General features: G+C 35.0%; 19 protein-coding genes and 1 pseudogene. 1 reads left to right on the top strand and 19 read right to left on the bottom strand.

Annotated features, from left to right (window positions below; translation table 11 throughout):
• Positions 1–87: 87 nt before the first annotated feature.
• The 11 genes from MHB61_RS01520 to MHB61_RS01470 form a co-directional block, all read right to left on the bottom strand.
• Complete coding sequence (locus tag MHB61_RS01520; RefSeq protein WP_003130012.1) at positions 88–540, bottom strand: hypothetical protein; 453 nt, start codon at positions 538–540, stop codon at positions 88–90.
• On the bottom strand, positions 537–911 hold the full coding sequence (locus MHB61_RS01515) for a hypothetical protein (protein ID WP_003130011.1): 375 nt from the start codon (positions 909–911) through the stop codon (positions 537–539). Before MHB61_RS01515 ends, MHB61_RS01520 begins: the two co-directional genes overlap by 4 nt.
• Positions 835–1,137: a hypothetical protein gene (locus MHB61_RS01510; RefSeq protein WP_021216482.1), complete on the bottom strand. Its 303-nt coding sequence runs from the start codon at positions 1,135–1,137 to the stop codon at positions 835–837. Before MHB61_RS01510 ends, MHB61_RS01515 begins: the two co-directional genes overlap by 77 nt.
• A gap of 32 nt (positions 1,138–1,169) precedes the next feature.
• On the bottom strand, positions 1,170–1,736 hold the full coding sequence (locus tag MHB61_RS01505) for a hypothetical protein (RefSeq protein WP_021214471.1): 567 nt from the start codon (positions 1,734–1,736) through the stop codon (positions 1,170–1,172).
• 88 nt (positions 1,737–1,824) lie between these two features.
• On the bottom strand, positions 1,825–2,394 hold the full coding sequence (locus tag MHB61_RS01500) for a hypothetical protein (RefSeq protein WP_170959169.1): 570 nt from the start codon (positions 2,392–2,394) through the stop codon (positions 1,825–1,827).
• A complete protein-coding gene (locus MHB61_RS01495) occupies positions 2,381–3,028 on the bottom strand; it encodes a hypothetical protein (protein ID WP_003130008.1) in 648 nt (215 codons plus the stop codon). The genes MHB61_RS01500 and MHB61_RS01495 overlap by 14 nt, the downstream gene beginning before the upstream one ends.
• Before the next feature lie 3 nt (positions 3,029–3,031).
• Positions 3,032–5,464: a hypothetical protein gene (locus tag MHB61_RS01490; protein ID WP_010906030.1), complete on the bottom strand. Its 2,433-nt coding sequence runs from the start codon at positions 5,462–5,464 to the stop codon at positions 3,032–3,034.
• A gap of 179 nt (positions 5,465–5,643) precedes the next feature.
• A complete protein-coding gene (locus tag MHB61_RS01485; RefSeq protein WP_003130675.1) occupies positions 5,644–6,690 on the bottom strand; it encodes a zinc-dependent alcohol dehydrogenase family protein in 1,047 nt (348 codons plus the stop codon).
• A 111-nt stretch (positions 6,691–6,801) separates the two neighbouring features.
• Positions 6,802–7,071 carry a bacteriocin immunity protein gene (locus tag MHB61_RS01480; RefSeq protein WP_003130676.1) on the bottom strand — a complete coding sequence of 90 codons (270 nt, stop codon included), beginning with the start codon at positions 7,069–7,071 and terminating at the stop codon, positions 6,802–6,804.
• Positions 7,072–7,130: 59 nt separating this feature from the next.
• Entirely contained in the window at positions 7,131–7,838 is a 708-nt protein-coding gene (locus MHB61_RS01475; RefSeq protein WP_003130677.1) for a putative ABC transporter permease, read from the bottom strand.
• Positions 7,839–7,954: 116 nt separating this feature from the next.
• Positions 7,955–8,890 carry a dihydroorotate oxidase gene (locus MHB61_RS01470; protein WP_003130679.1) on the bottom strand — a complete coding sequence of 312 codons (936 nt, stop codon included), beginning with the start codon at positions 8,888–8,890 and terminating at the stop codon, positions 7,955–7,957.
• A gap of 140 nt (positions 8,891–9,030) precedes the next feature.
• On the opposite strand from MHB61_RS01470, the gene msrA reads away from it, so the two are divergent.
• On the top strand, positions 9,031–9,582 hold the full coding sequence (gene msrA, locus MHB61_RS01465) for a peptide-methionine (S)-S-oxide reductase MsrA (RefSeq protein ID WP_003130680.1): 552 nt from the start codon (positions 9,031–9,033) through the stop codon (positions 9,580–9,582).
• A 9-nt stretch (positions 9,583–9,591) separates the two neighbouring features.
• Here msrA and MHB61_RS01460 read toward each other — a convergent pair whose 3' ends face one another.
• From MHB61_RS01460 to MHB61_RS01425, 8 genes and pseudogenes are all read right to left on the bottom strand, one after another.
• A complete protein-coding gene (locus tag MHB61_RS01460; RefSeq protein WP_003130682.1) occupies positions 9,592–10,566 on the bottom strand; it encodes a Gfo/Idh/MocA family protein in 975 nt (324 codons plus the stop codon).
• A 25-nt stretch (positions 10,567–10,591) separates the two neighbouring features.
• On the bottom strand, positions 10,592–10,774 hold the full coding sequence (locus MHB61_RS01455) for a hypothetical protein (RefSeq protein ID WP_003130684.1): 183 nt from the start codon (positions 10,772–10,774) through the stop codon (positions 10,592–10,594).
• Positions 10,775–10,780: 6 nt separating this feature from the next.
• The gene (locus MHB61_RS01450) at positions 10,781–12,652 is read right to left on the bottom strand and encodes an ABC-F family ATP-binding cassette domain-containing protein (protein WP_137016704.1); all 1,872 of its coding nucleotides are present in this window, start codon (positions 12,650–12,652) and stop codon (positions 10,781–10,783) included.
• Positions 12,653–12,779: 127 nt separating this feature from the next.
• Positions 12,780–13,753 (bottom strand): annotated as a pseudogene (locus tag MHB61_RS01445) (LysR family transcriptional regulator).
• Between the two features lie 97 nt (positions 13,754–13,850).
• Positions 13,851–14,927 (bottom strand): iron-containing alcohol dehydrogenase family protein, encoded by a 1,077-nt coding sequence (locus tag MHB61_RS01440; protein ID WP_003130693.1) that lies wholly within the window; start codon positions 14,925–14,927, stop codon positions 13,851–13,853.
• A 102-nt stretch (positions 14,928–15,029) separates the two neighbouring features.
• A complete protein-coding gene (locus MHB61_RS01435) occupies positions 15,030–15,575 on the bottom strand; it encodes a hypothetical protein (RefSeq protein WP_003130695.1) in 546 nt (181 codons plus the stop codon).
• Between the two features lie 114 nt (positions 15,576–15,689).
• Positions 15,690–17,114 carry a C69 family dipeptidase gene (locus tag MHB61_RS01430; RefSeq protein WP_003130696.1) on the bottom strand — a complete coding sequence of 475 codons (1,425 nt, stop codon included), beginning with the start codon at positions 17,112–17,114 and terminating at the stop codon, positions 15,690–15,692.
• Positions 17,115–17,229: 115 nt separating this feature from the next.
• Positions 17,230–18,426: a CCA tRNA nucleotidyltransferase gene (locus MHB61_RS01425; RefSeq protein WP_003130698.1), complete on the bottom strand. Its 1,197-nt coding sequence runs from the start codon at positions 18,424–18,426 to the stop codon at positions 17,230–17,232.
• Positions 18,427–18,645: the final 219 nt, after the last annotated feature.

The raw sequence follows: 18,645 nt of genomic DNA, 5'->3' as shown, positions 1-18,645 counted from the left end.
CTATCTTTTTATTCCTTTCATTATAACACAGTCTGCTATTTTGATTCAATAGCATTTATCAAATATTTACTTGTAAAAAATAAGATACTAATTTGTATTCTTTCTTCTATTATCAAGAATATCAGGATAGAGTTTTCGCAATTTTCTCGCTGACAATAGTGCAAAAATAGCAGCTGAAACTTGTAAGATAAGCGTCACCAATCCCAATAAGACCCCTACCGCTAACTCCAAAAGATTATGCGCCTGATTTGCTAAAATAATCAAAACAACACCAATAACACTCAAGATATTAAGACCATATACTAAAATCGAAGCAATACTTTTTATTTTTAATTTATGATTTTGGGTATGAAGAGCAATCGCATAAATTAAAATAATTAAACCAAAACCTAAAGTTAAATATTGGTCTGTAATAATTTTTGTTATTTGTAGCAAAAAAATGATGAATACAGCGATAATCCAGATTCCAAGAAAGATATTATATTTATATGCTTTTTGAATCACTTCTTTTTCTTTATTTTCGTCAATCTCTTCTTTCATTTTTCAATCTCCTTTCTCTTTTCTAATTCTTTAATTGCTAGACTTCTAAATTTTCTTGCTCTACTGATATAAAACCAATAAATATAGACAAGCATATTGACAAGAATTAAATCACTAATATAGATTAACCAAAGTTCCATATCCCCTGACTCAGTATAAGCCCCACTTAAAGTTACTCCTATTCCTCCAAAAATCAGAACACAGATTATAAGAATATTCCCAGATACCCTGTCCTTGATTTTATAAAGTTTTTCTAGTCTTTTTATATCTTCTACTTTTTCAAACTTTCGATAATTAGAAAAATTTTCTGAAATATATAAGCTCAACCATGCTATAACAAAAGATAAAATTAAGAAAATAATCGTCGTCAAAATTACCCATTTTACAGGAGAAATCTTGGGAGAATGGCTTTCTACAAAATTTACCGTAAAAGACTGAAAAACTGATGATAAGATTGCAAAAAGTTACTATGCCCATGCCTGTTATTTTTTTATTACTCTTTATAAATAGTTCTTTATTTTTATAATTATAGCCATATCGCTCATCCGAATTTCCACCAATATCAACAATAATTTTATTTCTATGTTCTTCTTTCATTTTTATTTCTCCATAGATATCAATGTCCAGAGTCAAAAGATTCCTTCTTTTTTCATCTTCCTAAGTAGTTTGTAACGCTTAGGAATTGTTATGATGAATGTTGTTGAAATTGAACTTAAAATCATCATTACGACAAGGGCAACTAAAAACATGACATTAGTATAATCAATAAAATAAATTGACATAACTACCATTACCAGAGGCGCAATCCAAGCAACTACGTAAAATATTGATGCCCTATAAATCCTATTGAACAGATAAGCATCATATGATTTATCAATCTTTTTGACAATTAGTCTACCACTAGAGATTATCCTTTTGTTTCTTTTAATTTGATAAATTGGCAGAAAAATGGAGGAAATAATGATGATAAGCCACATTAATAGTACAACTATAAATTTATTTTCAGGGTTAATCATAAGAATATTTCCTTTAAAAATTATTCCCAAAACAGTGGCTATCGCCCCAGATACACCCACCAACTGAGGAACATTAATTGTTTTTTGTTCTGAATCGGTAAATAATCGGTAGGTTTCAGTATCAATAAAATAATCAACACCCTCATTTGTCAGTAGAAATATTTTTTCTGAATTTTCCATTACCATTTTCTCCGTTTAAACCAATATCAACCATATTTTTATTTCTGTATTCCTCTTTCATTTTTTTCCATAGACATCATGTTCAGAGTTAAAAGATTCCTTCTTTCTTCATTTTTCTAAGAAGTTTGTAGCTTTGTGGAATATTCAGAGCAAAAGGAACCGCCAATGAGCCGAGCATTGTTGCGAGTATCATACAGACGAAGAACAACATATTACCATTTCCTACAAAATAGAAAGAACCCATAATCATTCCTATAGGGGCAAGAAAAGTGATCGATAATAGATAGCTCGCCTTATAACTTCTGTCCAATAGCCCCTTATCCTCTTTATTTCTCTTTTTTAAAATTAACTTTTCGCCCATTTTTATCTTTTTCTTCTCTCTTATCACTAAAATTGATAATAATATGGCCGAGGGTATTGCAATTCCCCACATAATGGCGAGAATTATTAGATTGTTTCTTGGATTTTCAAAAATATTATTTCCCTTGGATACAATCCCCAAAATTGTCGCAATACTTCCAGAGAATGAAACAAGTTGTACCCCAGCGGCTGATTTGCTATTAGGCGAAGAACGGGTATATAACTGATAATTTTCTACATTGATATAGTAATTAACCATATTTTCAGTACGAAGATATATTATTTTAGTTTTTTCCATTACCATTTTCTCTTGTTTTTTTCTCCCATTTATCAACAATCCTTTCTTTTTTAATTGCCAAAATTAAATATGGAAAGAGTAAAGTGAACAGAAAAAATACAATACCATATAGAATAAACAGTCTAGGTTCTGAAGTTGTAACATATAGTCCTCCAAATATTGGAGTTAAGATTAAGAAAAACAAACAGATTAATATAACTATCCTAATATGCTTTTTCACTTCTCTAAGTATCCTCAACTTTTTTTCGGGCACCAACACAATAGCTTTGTATTTCCAAGCTTTTAATCCTCTATCCAAGTCTTTAAATCTTGGATAATCAAACATTCTCTCAACAAAATATAAAAGAGAAGTGATAAGAACTGTTAAAATAACCATTCCTAAAACTAAAGATATTTTTACCAGATAAGTTGGTGAAGAAATAATCGATTGTGCTAACACTCCAAGAACAGTTGCTAGAATCCCTGAAAATTGAGCAAAATTTTTCCTCTGATTTGAAGAAGAATTATTAATCTCAGTTTTTATATAAAAAAGCTGAAAGGTCTGTGTATCAATGTAATATCTCTTCCCAACTTCTTCATATAAAAATTGTTTATGAGAATCAAAGATAGAACTTTTCTTTTCTATATTTACCATTATCTACCTCCTTCTTTTTTTAATTTTATCGTAAATAAAATCAAAACCAACACCAAGAGCCGCACCTATTCCAATTCCAATAATTGTACCAACCCCAGGAGCAAGAGCAGTCCCAAGCATTCCTCCAATTTCTTCTGCAACATATTCACCTGCTACATCTCCCACCGCACTCAGTCCAGCATGAACAGCCGTTTTATTTAGAGCATCATTTGCATCCTCTCCCGATACAATCTGTGTCCCATAGTCCACAAAACTACTTATTTGCCAAGGAGCAAATCGTGTCACATTTTTTAGGCTTTCTCCCAAACTAGAAGACCATACACTTTCTCCAAAATTCAAAAGTGAGTTATCTTCTTTATCCGTGGAATAATTTACTTTAGATGAATTATTCCCACCTTCTTCTGCTACAAGTTGAGCTTCTTTAGAATAATAAGCAGATTGTGGGACATAATTTGGATAGTAAGCTCCGCTAGAACTACTATATCCACCTGATGAATAAGCATAACCTCCAGAGTAAGAGTAGCCTCCACCATAGCCATAACTATCATAAGTTGGCACATAATAAACAACTGGCGGAATATAATTCGGCACATACTCGTAACCATTGGCATAATAAGTCGTCGCATAAGGATTGCTCGTGTTGTAATAAATAATCGGTGGAACATATTTGTAGTAAACGTTTAGCGTTTCATCATGTTTCGGATAAAGTCCAGACCGCGTCGTGCTTCCTTCGATATAGTAATTGCCAAAATTATAAGGCACATTGACCGAATAAGAATGTCCATAAAGCCCCGTGGTGGATTCTTGACCGAGATAAACCCCGTCCATACCATAGTAATCATAAGTGACGGTACTTTGGATATGATAATAATCACTAACATTTATCGTGTTTCCTTTGGTCGTTTGGTTTTGCCAACCGTATTGATAATGCGGAAAATTACTTACTGGAACATTCCAAGAAACATTTGGAAACCAGATAAATTGGTGCTGTGGCACAATCAATTGATTGTTTTCATCGGCGTCGTAATAGTTAAGATAAACGATATCTCTGACTTGGGTGGTTAGGTGTGCTTGAAGTGCTGAGCCAAAGAGGTCATAGCGAACCCCTTGTGAATATTGATAAGAATCTCCACTACGAGCGGGTGCTGGACTATAAAAATCATAGTCAAAGTTTGACAGAAAACCGACACCCAGATAACCACCATAAGGTAGACTAGCTTGACCGTTCAAGTCGGTATCAGGAATTGTTGTATCATAAATAATACTAGAACTATCTGTCGCAAGGTTAGTGGTCTTTGGAATGACCGTTAAAAGGTTGGCAAGATTGGTTTTGACTCCTTGGGCCATATCAATATCCGTTGTGATAAAAGAGGCGAGAACAGGGATTTGAAAATTCGTATTATGTACGACGATTTGATAATTGAGATTGACATTATTTGCCCCGTAGTAGAGGGCGACAATCGAGTTTCCGTCAGAGTTGGCAATATTTTGTTCGCCTGTAAAAGCGAGGCCAATCGGACAATCGGACGTACTTTCTTTGGGGGCTTGCCAGCTTGATTCATCTGTTGAGATGACTTTATAGATCAAATCTAGATTGGTTCCGGCTAGGGTCCTTCCAACATTAGTAATTCGTCCAGAATCTCCTGCGTTCATAGTATAGCTCGTTGCCAGCGTCGTTGGACCGTCAGTTAAACCAAAGTTTTCGGAGCTTATTTGACCCGTTGCTTGACCTTTGACTGGAATAACCTGCGTATTGTCCGACCAATGGAGTCCGTCTGGGGTCAGAAAATTATTGGGAACAAGATTGTTAGCCTTGATTGTAATATTGATACCATCTAGCGTGGCTGGTCCTGTAATGTCATTGGCGACTGAACCGGTCGCTTCAATAGTGCTGATTACAGGGTCTTGACCATTGGCTTGGCTGGCAATTGAACCATTTGTGAGAGCAGGATTTATGATTGTTCCGCTCGCCGATAGGCTTGAAGCAATTGTGACATTTGCTTTTGATGAATCAAGAGGAACACTTGGGGCTTTTGAAGTTGAGGCCTTTGAACTCAATGAAGCTGAAACCTCTGAAGAATTAGAGCTTGCTTCTACACTTGAAGTCTGAGCCGAACTGGTTGAAGATGATGAAACTGAACTGGCGCTTAGGGTTGTGCTTGCCTGCGAAGTTAGTGAGTTTGCCTCTTTAGTTCGCGTTTCTGCCTGTGAACTTCCTGTATTTCCTTCGGTTGTCGAATCAGACGCGGCAAGAGAAGAATTTACAGTTGGATTGGTGACAGCTTCTGTTTGGTTTGGTGGGGTAACAGCCGAATTTTCATCAGCCTTTACTGCTAAAGGCAGACTAGTCACTAACAAACTTAAAAGAATTCCAGTGCTAAGTAACCAAAATTTACTTGATGACTTCATCTGAAAGTGCTTTTTCTGATTTTCCAATGCAAAACCTCCTTTTAGTGAATATTTTTTGTTTTCTGATTATTTAATATTATACGCTTAATTAGAAACTTTGGTAAAAATAAAGTAACCGTTTTAACTTAATTTAAAAACAAGACTTTTAGAATACAAAAAAGCCCACCAACTTTGGTAGACTTTTGATTTATTTACTATTTTCTTATTTATACCTCTGAAATTCTCAATAGAGATTTAATTGCTGTACGTTGATCCATTGCTTCATATGCTTTTTGAATTTCATCTAAGCTAAATTCTGCTGTAAAGACACGGCCTGGATTAATCTCCCCACTTAAAACTGCTTCAAGTAAGATTTCCTTATCCCAGCGTGCGACAGAGGCTACTCCCCCTCCAAGTTGAATATTTTTCCAAAAAAGAGAATCAATCCATTCATTGTAATCAACATCATGAGGAACTCCCACACGACCTACTCGCCCTCCTGCTCTTACCGCTTGAAAAGCAGATTCAATTGCTTGTTTTGTTCCGACACATTCTAAGGCAGCATCTGCACCATAACCATTGGTTAAGGACATAATTTTTTGAATCGCTTCTTCACCACGTTCAGCAATAATATCTGTTGCACCAAAGTCACGCGCAAGTGCTGCACGGTCTTCATGGCGACTCATGGCAATAATCCGTTTTGCTCCTAAAAGTTTAGCTGAAATCACTGCACAAAGTCCAACCGCTCCATCACCAAAGACAACCACTGTATCACCTTCATGGACATCTGCTGCTTTAGCTGCATGAAAACCTGTAGGCATGACATCAGCTAAAGCCGTCAATGAAGCCAACTGGTCATCAGAATAATCACTTGGTTGGCCCGGGATTTTGACAAGTGCACCATCAGTATTAATCGCCCGATAGAATTCTCCTTGATAGCCGCCATTCACACCATCTTTTGCATTTGGACAATTGGCTTCAAAGCCAGCCAAACAAATTGGACAGTGTCCACAACCGTGCGTAAAGGGAACAATGACAAAATCTCCTACTTTAAAGTTTTTAACTCCGGTGCCTACTTCTTCAATCAGACCAATAGCTTCATGCCCTACCGGTCCAGGTTGACGTTCAGAAATCCCACGGAACCACCATAAATCGGAACCACATACGCAGGCACGAACAATTTTTATGATAGCATCTGTTTCTTTTACAAGTTGCGCTTTGGGAAATTCTCTAACTTGCATTTTATTTTTTTCGACAAAATAAACTGATTTCATTTTTTTACTTCCTTTTCTTTTATTGAATTTATTATAAAATGAATTTTACTTTTTTTAAAATACTTTTTTAAAAACTCCTTATGCTTTTAAAGCATAAGGAGAACTAAGGGCTTATATAATGCCACCAACTCCTCGACCAAAGAGTTTGCTGTTGGAAATTTTTTGATAAAATTCAGCGACCTTTGGTGTAAGATTATAGCGTAATGCCAGTGGTCTTAAGGTCACTTCTAATTTTGCTAACTCATCTGCAAGTTGACCTTGATTTTCTAATTGAACTTTCGTATGAAGTAAACACTGGCGTTCCCAGTCACGAATATTTCGGTCTAATATAAGATTATAGAGTTCATTTAAAATTTCTTCTTTTTCAAATGTTTTATTCATGACCTCATTATGCCACGAATTTATTTCTAAGGCTACTAAAAACGCTTACGATTTTTAAATTATCGTTTTTTGGTCAAATTCATATTTGGATAGTTTTTGAGAATTCTGCGCAAATTATAATGTTTTAATTTTAGAGGTTTATTTTTAAGTAATTCTAATACTTTTATCCGATTTGCTGCTGTTTCATGGTTTGCAAAGAGATGTTTAAGACAAAATTCTTTGATTGCTGCATTTTCTTTGTCAGAATCATCAATCATAGCCAAGACTTCTTTTTTGGTTGAAATCGTAAAAATAAATGTTGAAACAAGGTCAGCCAGAAAGATAATTAATATCAAAATCACACCCCAACTGTGGGTTAATTCATTAAAATCATGAATCCAATTTTGAACAGGTGGATTAACTAATTTAATTAAGATAATACAACCTACACCCCAAAATAATGAAACGGGAACAGCTACTCTTCCTTCAATATTGAAAGGGAGGGTTGAGTAGTCCCATAACTTCATATTAAAGAATTTCTCTAAAATCCAACTTCCAATGAATTCAACGACTGTCACAATCACAATCGTATTAAGATAAAGGCTGAATAAATTTCCGGTATCTGGAACTAAAAGTAAGACGGCAGAGACGCCAAAACCATAAACAGGGCAATAAGGGCCTAATAAAAAACCTCTAAAAACAAAATGCCGGTCTTTAAATGAGCAATAAAAGGTCTCCCATATCCAACCAATAAAAGAATAAACGATAAAAGTCATAAAAATTTCCATATATTTCTCCTTGTTTGTTTAATCTTTTACATTATAACATCTCTTTTAGTAATTTTTAAATTTCATTTATAAGATAAGAAAGAAGCTGTTTAAATTCAGCTTTTTATGATAATTTTTTATAATGATTTTAATTTTCCATGGAAATCAGCAATTGATTGATAACCTTTTTTATCCATAATTTCTTCTAATTCTTTAATGATTCTATCAAAGATTGCAGGGCCTTCTTTGTGTAAAGCCGTTCCAATTTGAAGCATTGTAGCTCCACATAAGAGGTGTTCAAAGGCATCTTGTCCTGTTTCAATACCACCTGTTCCAATGATTTTAATTTCAGGTTTGAGTCGAGTATAGAAAGCACGAACATTTGCAAGCGCTGTTGGTTTGATGTATGCTCCACCAATTCCACCAAAACCGTCTTTTGGCTTAATAACTACGCTTTCTGCTTCTGAATCAATAAAAAGTCCATTCCCAATACTATTGACTGAGTTAACATAAGTCAACGGAAATTGATTGAGGATTTCTGCCATGATATCAAAATGAACGAGGTCAAAATAAGGAGGAAGTTTTACACCTAAAGGCTTTGTGAAGAAGGTAAAAACTTCTTTTAGGAGTTTTTCAGTGGCTTCAAAATCATAAGCAAGCTGTGGTTTCCCAGGGACATTTGGACAAGAAAGGTTCAATTCTGTAATTCCTGAAAAATTACTTTCTTGAATTTTCTTAAGCATAGCGATATTTTCGGCTGCGCTCATACCAGCAATGGAAAAGAAGATTGGCGCTTCTTGAGCCTTTTCTTTTTGATTTTTTAAAACATAATCTAAGTAGTAATCAAACCCTAGGTTTGGTAAGCCCATAGAATTAATTGAGCCTAATTCTAAGTCAACATAACGTGGGAGTGGATTACCTTCTCTTTTTTCTAATGTGGAACTTTTGGTGATATAGGCCCCTGCTTGAGAGGCTTTTAATTCTTCTAAATCCTCAGTTGTCATACAATGGACTCCTGAAGCGTTCATGAATGGATTAGCGAATTCCGCATTTGCAAAAGTTGTTTTTAGCATTAAAAAATCGTTCCCCTTTTCTATTTTTAACTATTCTATCACAAAAAAGACAAATTCAAAATTTTTAAAGTTCGAGTCAAATGATGAGGTGGCATTTTTTTCACATGATATAATTAAATTAGAGCAAATGGAGGTATAAAATGAGTACAGAACGAGCTATTTTTGCTGGTGGTTGTTTTTGGTGTATGGTTGAACCTTTTGAAGAACGTCCAGGTATTTTGGCTGTAACTAGTGGTTATACTGGTGGACATATCGAATACCCTACTTATGACCAAGTCCTCTCAAAAGCTTCTGGCCATACGGAAGCAGTTGAAATTTTATTTGATAATGAATTGATTTCTTATGATGAACTATTAGATATTTATTGGTCATTGATTGACCCCACTGATGCTGACGGACAAATTTATGACCGAGGTGCAAATTATCGTCCAGTAATTTTTGTTGAAAGTGAAGAACAAAGAATTGCTGCTCAAAAAAGTAAAATTGCCTTAGAGAAATCTGGAATTTGGGATAAACCAATTGTTGTTCCGATTGAAGAGGCAAAAACTTTTTGGCCAGCTGAAGAATATCATCAACAATACTATAAAAAAGATCCTAAACGTTACCAAGCGATGCACAAAGCACGTGAACGTTATTTAGCCTTACAACGTTTTAAAGGGAAATTTAAATTTTTAAGAAAAAACACTAGATAACTAGTGTTTTTATTTTATATTTGGCCACTCTTTACCAAACCATTCTTGGTATAGGTCTTCCACAATTTTGACTGTCGTCATTGTCATTTCTGGGGAAAGTTTTTCACTTTTTTTCTTGCCCTTATTGATTAGTTCAGCAATTTCATCAATCTCATAGCTGAATTCACTTGGCATTGGATGAGAAAATTCTTCAACCGTTCCATCATTTTTAATAAGACTGGCTTGGTTTGATTTCCAATAATTTGGAACTGAAATTTCTCCTTTTTCACCGTAAATGATAAATGTATTTGGTTTATCTAAGCGCGTGCTAAGTGAAATATTAATCATAATTTCTGCTTTTTTTAAGAGAATTTCGTAATCTAAATCTGCTTTATTTTCTTCAGAAGACCAATAAATTCCTTTTGCTGCATCAAAACCTGTTCCAAATAAGAATTGTAAGACAGAGAGTGGATAGCTGGCATGCATGATAAAAGCGCCACCGCCTTCTTTTATGTCTAAGGCCCAGCTCTCCCGGTTGGTATGGGGTCTGAAATCATTTATTGCAAGACGAGATATTTTACCAATTTCATTGGCATCAAGCCATTTTTTGATTTGGGCCATCACAGGTAGGAAAACAGATTTTTGAGCTTCCATCAAAAAAAGATTTTTTTCATTTGCTATCTTGAATAATTCCTGACTTTCTTCAAGAGTCAAGGTAAATGGTTTTTCTAGAAGTACATTTTTACCTGCTTCTAAAGCCATTTTTGCTTGAGGATAATGTTGTTTATTGATGAGTGGAATATAGATTAAATCAATTTCTGCTGCATTTACTAAGCTTGCATAATCATCATAAACTTGTGGAATTTCTAATTCCAAAGCGGCTTTTTGTGCTTTTTCCTTATTTCTGGCGGCAATCCCAGTAACTTCAGCTTGACCACTCTCTTTTACACCTGCTACAAATCTTGGAACAATTTTAGCGGCACCCATAATTCCGATTTTTAACATTTGACTTCCTCTTTCGTCTCTGGGTTTAAATACCAATAATCACGGTATCTACGGTTTCAACTCCTACAGTGGTAACACGGACTCTGGCCAAATTTTCTACTGTATTAACATCAAAAAATCGGTCACCACTGATATCGTTTTGAATGATTTTTACAGTTGCTTCTGCCGGAAATTTTTGTAAGGTTTCAATAAGTTCTTGCGTTGTCATAATGTTTTAGTCAGCCCTTTCTGATAGATATTCCCAACGTTCATATTTTTCTTCAAGTTCTTTTGTTTTGTTGTCTAGTTCTTTTTGTAAATCCAGTAGGAGTTCTGTATTTGAACCATTTTCATTCATTTCTGTGTCAATCTGAGAAATTCGCTCTTCAATTTCAGCAATTTGACTTTCAATGGTTTCCCATTCTTTCTTTTCCATATAGGTCAGTTTCGTTTTGTCAGTATTTTCAGTTTTGTCAGTACTTATTGGACTTTCAATTTTACTGACAGCTTTGTCAGCAGATTTTTCTTCCGTTTTGACAGCTAAATAGTCACTGTAAGCCCCAAAATAATGATTAATTTGCCCATCTTCAAATGCAAGTAATTCGTTGCTCACTTTATCTTGGAAATAGCGGTCATGAGAAACTGTCAAAACAGCACCCGGAAAAGAGCCTAGGAAATTTTCAAGTACAGTTAAGGTTGCAATATCCAAGTCATTGGTTGGTTCGTCAAGCAAAAGCACATTGGGTTGTAATAATAAAATTTTAAGTAAATAGAGTCGTTTTTTCTCACCACCTGAAAGTTTAGAAATCAGTGTTCCATGACTACTTCTTGGGAAGAGAAACTGCTCTAATAAATTAACAATTGAAATATTTTCACCGCTGCTGTTATGCGCAGCAGATGCAACTTCTTCAAGAAAGTTAATCATGCGTTTATTTTCATCAAGTCCACGAATTTCTTGACTGAAATAACCAATTTTTACCGTTTCACCAATTTCCAAAATCCCGTCAGTTAATGCTAGCTCACCATCAATGATATTGAGTAAGGTCGATTTTCCGACGCCATTATCACCAACAATCCCCAAGCGCGAATGCCCTTGAACGATTAATTCAAAATCATTAAAAATTGGTCGGTCAGGATAAGAAAAAGCGGCATTTTTAAAATTAATTACTTTTTTCCCTAAGCGACTGCTCGCAATGTTGAGTTCTAAATCTCCTAGATTTTTACTAGTTTTCATAGAATCTTTAAGGTCTTCAAAGCGGTCAATCCGTGCTTGTTGTTTTGTAGCACGCGCTTGAGGTGATTTACGAATCCAAGTTAATTCAGATTGATAAAGTTGTTTTGCCTTGTGACTTGCTGCGGCTTCTCTTTCTTCATCTTCAGCTTTTTTTGCAAGATAATCTTGATAATTTCCTTGGTATTCTTTAAGACCCGCATCTTCAAGTTCAAAAATTCGTGTTGCAACATTATCTAAGAAATAGCGGTCGTGCGTGACAAAAAGAACGGTTCTTCGAGAATTTTTTAGATAATTTTGCAACCAAGCGATGGTTTCAACATCGAGGTGGTTGGTTGGTTCATCAAGTAATAATAAATCGGAATCATTGACTAAAGCTTGAGCCAATTGAACCCGTCTTTTTTGTCCACCTGAAAGGCTTTCGATTAGAGTGGCAGAGTCAGGAAGTTGAAGTTTAGTCAAAATTGTTTTGACATCTGCTTCTACTTGCCAAGCATTCAGAGCATCCATTCCTGATTGGGCACGTTCTAACTTAGCTAAATTTTCATAATCTAAAAGGGCTGCTTCGTAATTTTTAATTGCTCGCATTTGCGGAAGCGAATCATCTAAGACGGTGTCTAAAATTGTAGCTTTTGGATTAAAATCAGGTTCCTGAGTAAGGTATGTAATTTTATAATTTTGTGGATGATCAAAGGGCGTGCGGTCTCCATCAAATCCTGAAAGTCCTGAAATAACATTTAGGAGCGTTGTTTTACCCGTACCATTAACTCCCAAAAGACCAATTCGGTCAAAATCATGAATGATAAAATTGATTTTGTTGAAAACCATTTTTTCTCCAACTGATTTACTTAAATTTTGTGCGATGAAGTCTGCCATTTTTCGTCCTAATTTCTCTTATATTACCTTTGATTATACCACAAAAAAGCCTGTCAGTAATGACGGCTTTAATTTTTTACTGATAAAAAAGCTGGATAGTAAACTACTTATTTCTGTCAGTATTTTTTTACTGACAGATTTCATTTGATGAGCTGTCAGTATTTTTTTTACCTTCACGAACATCAAAAGGATGTACAATTTTTTCCAGTTCTTTTAAATAAAGTTCAGCCTGATTGGTCAATTGAAGTTCACTTAGTGAGATCCAACCAATCTCAATATTATCTTCCACTGCTAAGGGAATGGCTACAATATTGTCACCATTCAAGTCTTGACTGACAATTCCAGTTGAAATTGTATATCCATTTAATCCAATCATCAAATTGAAAATGGTGGCTCGGTCTCCTACTTTAATGTCTTTTTTAGCATAAACCGTAGATAAAATTTCTTCTGAAAAATAGAAAGAATTGTGTTCTCCTTGTTCATAGGAGAGGCGGGGAAATTCTTCTAAATCTTCTAATGTTACAAATTTTTTATGAGCTAAAGGATTTGTTGAACTGACAAAGATATGCGGCTCCGCAAGAAAAGTGGATGAAAAGTTAATCGATTTTCTTTTAAAATCTTATCCATAACATTTGCATTGTATGAATTTTTATAAAGAATTCCTAACTCACTGCGCAGTGACTTTACATCTTCAATAATTTCATAAGTTCTAGCTTCTCGCAGAGTATATTCGTATTCTCCAATCCCCTGACTTTCTGTTTTTTTGACCATATTGACAAAGGCATTCACCGCAAAAGCATAATGCTGGGTCGAAATCGCACAAAGTTTTCGAGAGGGCTTTCGGTCCAACCACCGTGTTTCCAATAAATCAGATTGTTCTACAACTTGTCGTGCATATCCCAAAAACTCTGCACCATCTGCTGTCAGCGAAATTCCTTTACTTGACCGTTGAAAAAGCGACAAATCAACTTCCGCTTCAATATCTTTAATCGCCTTCGACAATGAAGGTTGTGTAATAAAAAGAATTTCAGCAGCTTGATTAATTGAACCCACTCTGGCTACTTCAATAAAATATTTGAGTTGTTGTAAACTTATCGTCATTCCTTTTTCCTTATTTCATTTTTGACCTTGAAACTTTGATTCTATTTTTCAAAATTTCTGTCAGTAACTTTTAGATTCAATGATAGAATGTCAAACCTTATTTTTTGCTGACAAGAGCTTCTAAGGCTTTGATGGCACTTATGATTTTTTCGTCAGTAACTTTTGAATCAATCAAACGATAAGATTCTACAGGACTGGCTGCAAATTTTGCTACTGCTTGCAATTTTTCTAAATCAAATGGCAAATTAATTTCTGCTAGAGAAGCAGGTAAATGATTTTCCTTATAAAATGGCAAAAGTTTTTCAATTTCTGAAGTATCTCCCGTATAAGCCAATTGTACCAAGACTCCGTAAGCGACTTTTGAGCCATGTAAAATAGGATGTGTCTCTGAGCAAAGTGATAGACCATTATGAAGCGCATGAGCTCCTGACATCCGTCCATAAGTCCCAGCAAAACCTCCAACTGTTCCTGAAAGTTCAATGATTGTATCAACAATTCGCCCAAAAGCTGGCGTCACTTTCTGTTCAGCCAAATCATTAAGTGCTGCTTTAGAATCAGCAAATAATATTTTAAAAATTTCCTTTGCACTCGCAAATCCCAAACGAACTGAGGCTGAAAGTTCTTCCTGTGAAACCTGACGAACGATTCCTTCCATTTCATACCATTTGGCGAGTGTATCCCCGATTCCAGCAACAAAATAATCATGAGGTGTTGCCAATAAAAAATCATAATCAACTAAAGTTAAATAGCTCACTTTATTTAAATAACCCACTTTATCAAAAGTATGGTCAGGGTGATAAAGAGCTGCAACCGGTGTGTAAGGAGCACAATTAGAAACCAAGGTCGGAATAATAATTAACTCACAGTTTAGCTCCTGGGCTACAACTTTACAAGTATCAATCAAACGCCCTCCGCCAATTGCAAGAAGGCCATCGGATTGACCAATTTCTTTGGCCAGTTTTTTCCCATTTTCGATAGAGGCCGAGCCATCATAATGAAAAACAGGATAACTTAAGTCTTTAGGATAAAAATCTTGAAAAACCTGAAAAGATTTTTCCCCAGTAATTATCGCAAGTTTATTAAAAGACGCAAGATAGCTTTCTAAATCTTGCAAAATTCCTTGACCACTCACATATCTATTGGCTCCGGGACGTACTTCTTCTGAGATATTCATAATTTTCCTCCTAATTAAGTAATTATTAGAATATTCTATCACTTAAGATTCAAAAAAACAACATTTAACTGAATAAATGTTGTTTTTTTGTAAAATCCAATTTTAAGCACTATAATTCAACGTTTTGATGACATTCCCCTTATCATCAGTCAAATCAACTTGCAATTTAGGTTGAGCAACCCCAGCTTTTTTCATTGAATCTAACACCTTATCCGCTACTTCTTCAACTTGGTCACCACTTGCTAATAAAAGGGCGCCAACGGTTGCTTTATTGAGTTTAGAGGATTCCAAGGTGTAAGTCACTTTAGAGCTAGTGCTCGTTGCTTTTGCTGAACTTATCATTCCTTGCGATTGACTCTTAATTACATCTGCATTTTCATTTAATTTTGTGGCAATAGCTGATGGTGTTGCCGATCCCATTTGACTCACTGCATCAGTCACACTAGCTGAGCCTTCTGAGCTTCCTGAACTTCCTGAGCTTGGTAAAAATTTAGCAGCAATATTATCCGTTTGACTTGAAATGACTTGCCGACCAATCATGACTACTCCAAAAATAATTAAAGCAAAAAATATAACAATGGATAATAAAATCGCAAAAATTTTACCTCCTCGGCCTTTTCTCACTTTTTTACTTTTTCTAGAATTCATTTCTTTCCCTTTTCTATTTTTGAGACTTATTTAGTATTATACCATTTTGTACTTTAAAGAAAACTAAAAAAAGTAGCTTTTCAACTACTTTTTTACAATTTTTTTTAAAATAAATTAGTCATTAAAATCAAAACGCAATTTCATATTAGCTGAACCAAGAACGACCATACGTCCCAAAAGTTCCGTTTGTGCTTTAAACGCCGCCTCTGCTAATTTTTCATTTGCTTGAGTCAAATAAGCAATTTTATCTTCAGCTGTTTCAAAATTCTTATCTGTCTCATTTTGAATTTCATGGAATTTTGCCATGGTATTTAATTCAAAAGTATTTCGTAAATCAACAAATAAATCATAATTAGAATCACCAAGAACAGCTGTTGTTGCGCTCAACCAGTACATATTTGTTGGATCATATTCTCCCTTAGCATCACGATAAGAAGCTGGCGTATCATTAATTGCAGTGTAGAATGGTACAACATGATTGAAAGTGTTTGCTCCAAAAGCAAGCCATTGAACTCCTGCTAATTCATCAGGAACATTATTTCTAACTTGCAAAATATGAACACTATGATTACGATTTATTCCAATTGGACGGAAAAGTTTTCTTTCTTCTGGACTATTTGTGCTGCCGTAAGGATCATATTTTGTATTTTCAAAATGACTTGATAAAACAAATTTAACATCTTCAACAGTAATTTTTCGACTAGCTTCACAAATGAATGGAAGTTCTTGATTTTGTGGATCTTCAGATGGATTCCCCAAGAAGTTTTGACCATACCAAGTTCGTGGATTATTATAAACAGAATCTTTGATTGAAGATGAACCAAAGATATGACGCAAATTATAATGACTTTCATAACCTTCAAAATCAGGATTTAAATGATTTGCGTCAATTAATTGTTTCAAATCACTTGAACACATATAATCATCATTATCAAATTTGAATTCATCAATATTCATTCGATTTGGCGCTACAACATAAGAATCATCAGGAATACGAACTGCTGCCCAATGATGACCACCGATTGTTTCTAACCACCAAACTTCTTCTTTGTCAGCAAAAGCAATCCCGTTTGGCTCATAAGTTCCATAAGTCTTAAGTAATTGTCCCAAACGCTCAACCCCCTCGCGAGCACTTTTAATGTATGGCAAAACAAGTGTTACAAGGTCTTCTTCACCCATCCCATTTTCCACATAAGGGTCAAGACCCAAGATTCTTGGATTAGTAGTAATTGTTTCTGTTGCAGACATCGCAACATTAGCACTATTAATCCCAGCCGCTGGCCAAATCCCTTCTTTTAAAACTGCATTTGGCGTTGAAGTATAACGTAATGGATTTTCAGGTAAATCTAATTCTAAATCAGATAAAACAGCTTTATAATGACGAGGTTGTTCTTCAGGTTGAATCACAATAAAGCGTTGTGGATCCAAAGCTTCGTGTCCATCATCATTACGAGCAATCATGGTTGAACCATCAATTGATGCTTTTCTTCCCACAAGAACTGTTGTACATGAGCCTTTACGGCGATTTTCAATTTTCATTTATTTCTCCTTTATAATCTATAAAATACATTACTTAGAAACCAAGAAATTGTATTTATTATAAATACTAAATTTCAATTGGTTATTTGCCAAAATTTCTGTCAGTAAAATTTAATCAGAGCATTTTTTTAACTTCTGCAAAAATAGCAGCCTGCTCATTTTTCAATTCATTTTTGACAATTTTTTCTTCAATAATTTTTAAAATTTTACCAAGTTCTGGACCAGGTTCAAGCGAAAATTCCTCCATTAAATCTTTTCCAGCAATGACAATCTCTGATTTATCATGAATTTGAAGTTGGTTATTAATAGTGACAGCTTGTTCTCTATTAATCTTCAAACCATAAGCTACTTTCAATTCATCAACCAAAAGCACTTTTTCTAAACCAAAATGATAAAGACTCATCAAATCCCAAGAGTCAAGTTCATAAGCTGATACAAGGTCTGCTACAAATTTTGCAAATTCATTGGACACTTTCCATTTTCGCAAAAATGTTTTCACATCAACATTGGAAAATCTGGTCAGTAAAGCTGCCCATGCTTGCTCAGAATTCTGAAAATGGAAATCTACTGACAAGTCTGTCAGTACTTTTTTCAAGGCCGAATCTTGCAAATCTGGTAAATATTTATAAGCCCCTGATTTAAGCAGTAAGGTCAAACCATTTCGCCAATCCTGACCTAACAACAGCTTATCAAATTCAATAAAAATTCGTTCAACTGAGATTTTTTCCAGTAAGTGAGCCGACTCACACATGGCTAAGAAAGTTTTATTTTCAATTTGAAAGTCTAAAGTTGCTGCGAATCGCATGGCCCGCATAATCCGTAAAGCATCTTCATTAAAACGTTCCAAAGCGCTACCAACCGCTGTTAGCCTGCGTTCCTTCAAATCCGTCAGTCCATCAAACAAATCAATAATTTGCCCATTAACATCACAAGCAAAGGCATTGATCGTGAAGTCACGACGTTTTAAATCCTCTCGTAAATCTCTGACGAAATCCACATGATCTGGCCGTCTGTAATCTGTATATTTTGATTCTGTCCGAAAAGTAGTAATTTCATAATGCTCAGCTTCTGATTTTCCAGCTAAAACAAGTACTGTTCCATGTTCGATTCCCACATCAATGGTATAAGGAAAAATATCTTTAATTTCCTCTGGATATGCACTTGTTGCAATATCCACATCGTGAATCTCTCGCCCAAGCAATATATCACGTACAGAACCTCCCACAAAATAAGCTTCAAACCCATGCTCGATTATTTTTTCTAAAACCGGCTTGGCCTGTACAAACTCCTCGGGTAATTTTTCTAATTTCATATCTATTATTTTATCATTTTTTAAACAAAAACGGGGCATAGCCCCATTGTACACCTTAAAATTTTACTGACAGAAAGTTTATACAGACCTGTCAGCACTTTTAGCTCTCATCAATTTCTGCCATAAGCTTGTTCTTAAGCTTTACCCTGTATCATTCACCTGTGAATTCGTCTCGACGCTCTGCCAGATTAACCCGAGCAATCCATCAGTAATTTTATC

The organism is Lactococcus sp. FSL K6-0773 (genome assembly GCF_038006485.1).
Classification (GTDB): Bacteria; Bacillota; Bacilli; order Lactobacillales; family Streptococcaceae; genus Lactococcus; species Lactococcus lactis.
Note: the sequence above shows the minus strand (reverse complement) of the source record. Positions and strands in the feature narration are given on the sequence as shown.

Bases quoted from the DNA above. Each gene is read 5' to 3' on its own strand.
- MHB61_RS01520 (WP_003130012.1), bottom strand. From the start codon at position 540: ATGAAAGAAGAGATTGACGAAAATAAAGAAAAAGAAGTGATTCAAAAA.
- MHB61_RS01510 (WP_021216482.1), bottom strand. From the start codon at position 1,137: ATGAAAGAAGAACATAGAAATAAAATTATTGTTGATATTGGTGGAAAT.
- MHB61_RS01505 (WP_021214471.1), bottom strand. From the start codon at position 1,736: ATGGAAAATTCAGAAAAAATATTTCTACTGACAAATGAGGGTGTTGAT.
- MHB61_RS01500 (WP_170959169.1), bottom strand. From the start codon at position 2,394: ATGGAAAAAACTAAAATAATATATCTTCGTACTGAAAATATGGTTAAT.
- MHB61_RS01495 (WP_003130008.1), bottom strand. From the start codon at position 3,028: ATGGTAAATATAGAAAAGAAAAGTTCTATCTTTGATTCTCATAAACAA.
- MHB61_RS01485 (WP_003130675.1), bottom strand. From the start codon at position 6,690: ATGAAATCAGTTTATTTTGTCGAAAAAAATAAAATGCAAGTTAGAGAA.
- MHB61_RS01480 (WP_003130676.1), bottom strand. From the start codon at position 7,071: ATGAATAAAACATTTGAAAAAGAAGAAATTTTAAATGAACTCTATAAT.
- MHB61_RS01475 (WP_003130677.1), bottom strand. From the start codon at position 7,838: ATGGAAATTTTTATGACTTTTATCGTTTATTCTTTTATTGGTTGGATA.
- MHB61_RS01470 (WP_003130679.1), bottom strand. From the start codon at position 8,890: ATGCTAAAAACAACTTTTGCAAATGCGGAATTCGCTAATCCATTCATG.
- msrA (WP_003130680.1), top strand. From the start codon at position 9,031: ATGAGTACAGAACGAGCTATTTTTGCTGGTGGTTGTTTTTGGTGTATG.
- MHB61_RS01460 (WP_003130682.1), bottom strand. From the start codon at position 10,566: ATGTTAAAAATCGGAATTATGGGTGCCGCTAAAATTGTTCCAAGATTT.
- MHB61_RS01455 (WP_003130684.1), bottom strand. From the start codon at position 10,774: ATGACAACGCAAGAACTTATTGAAACCTTACAAAAATTTCCGGCAGAA.
- MHB61_RS01450 (WP_137016704.1), bottom strand. From the start codon at position 12,652: ATGGCAGACTTCATCGCACAAAATTTAAGTAAATCAGTTGGAGAAAAA.
- MHB61_RS01440 (WP_003130693.1), bottom strand. From the start codon at position 14,927: ATGAATATCTCAGAAGAAGTACGTCCCGGAGCCAATAGATATGTGAGT.
- MHB61_RS01435 (WP_003130695.1), bottom strand. From the start codon at position 15,575: ATGAATTCTAGAAAAAGTAAAAAAGTGAGAAAAGGCCGAGGAGGTAAA.
- MHB61_RS01430 (WP_003130696.1), bottom strand. From the start codon at position 17,114: ATGAAAATTGAAAATCGCCGTAAAGGCTCATGTACAACAGTTCTTGTG.
- MHB61_RS01425 (WP_003130698.1), bottom strand. From the start codon at position 18,426: ATGAAATTAGAAAAATTACCCGAGGAGTTTGTACAGGCCAAGCCGGTT.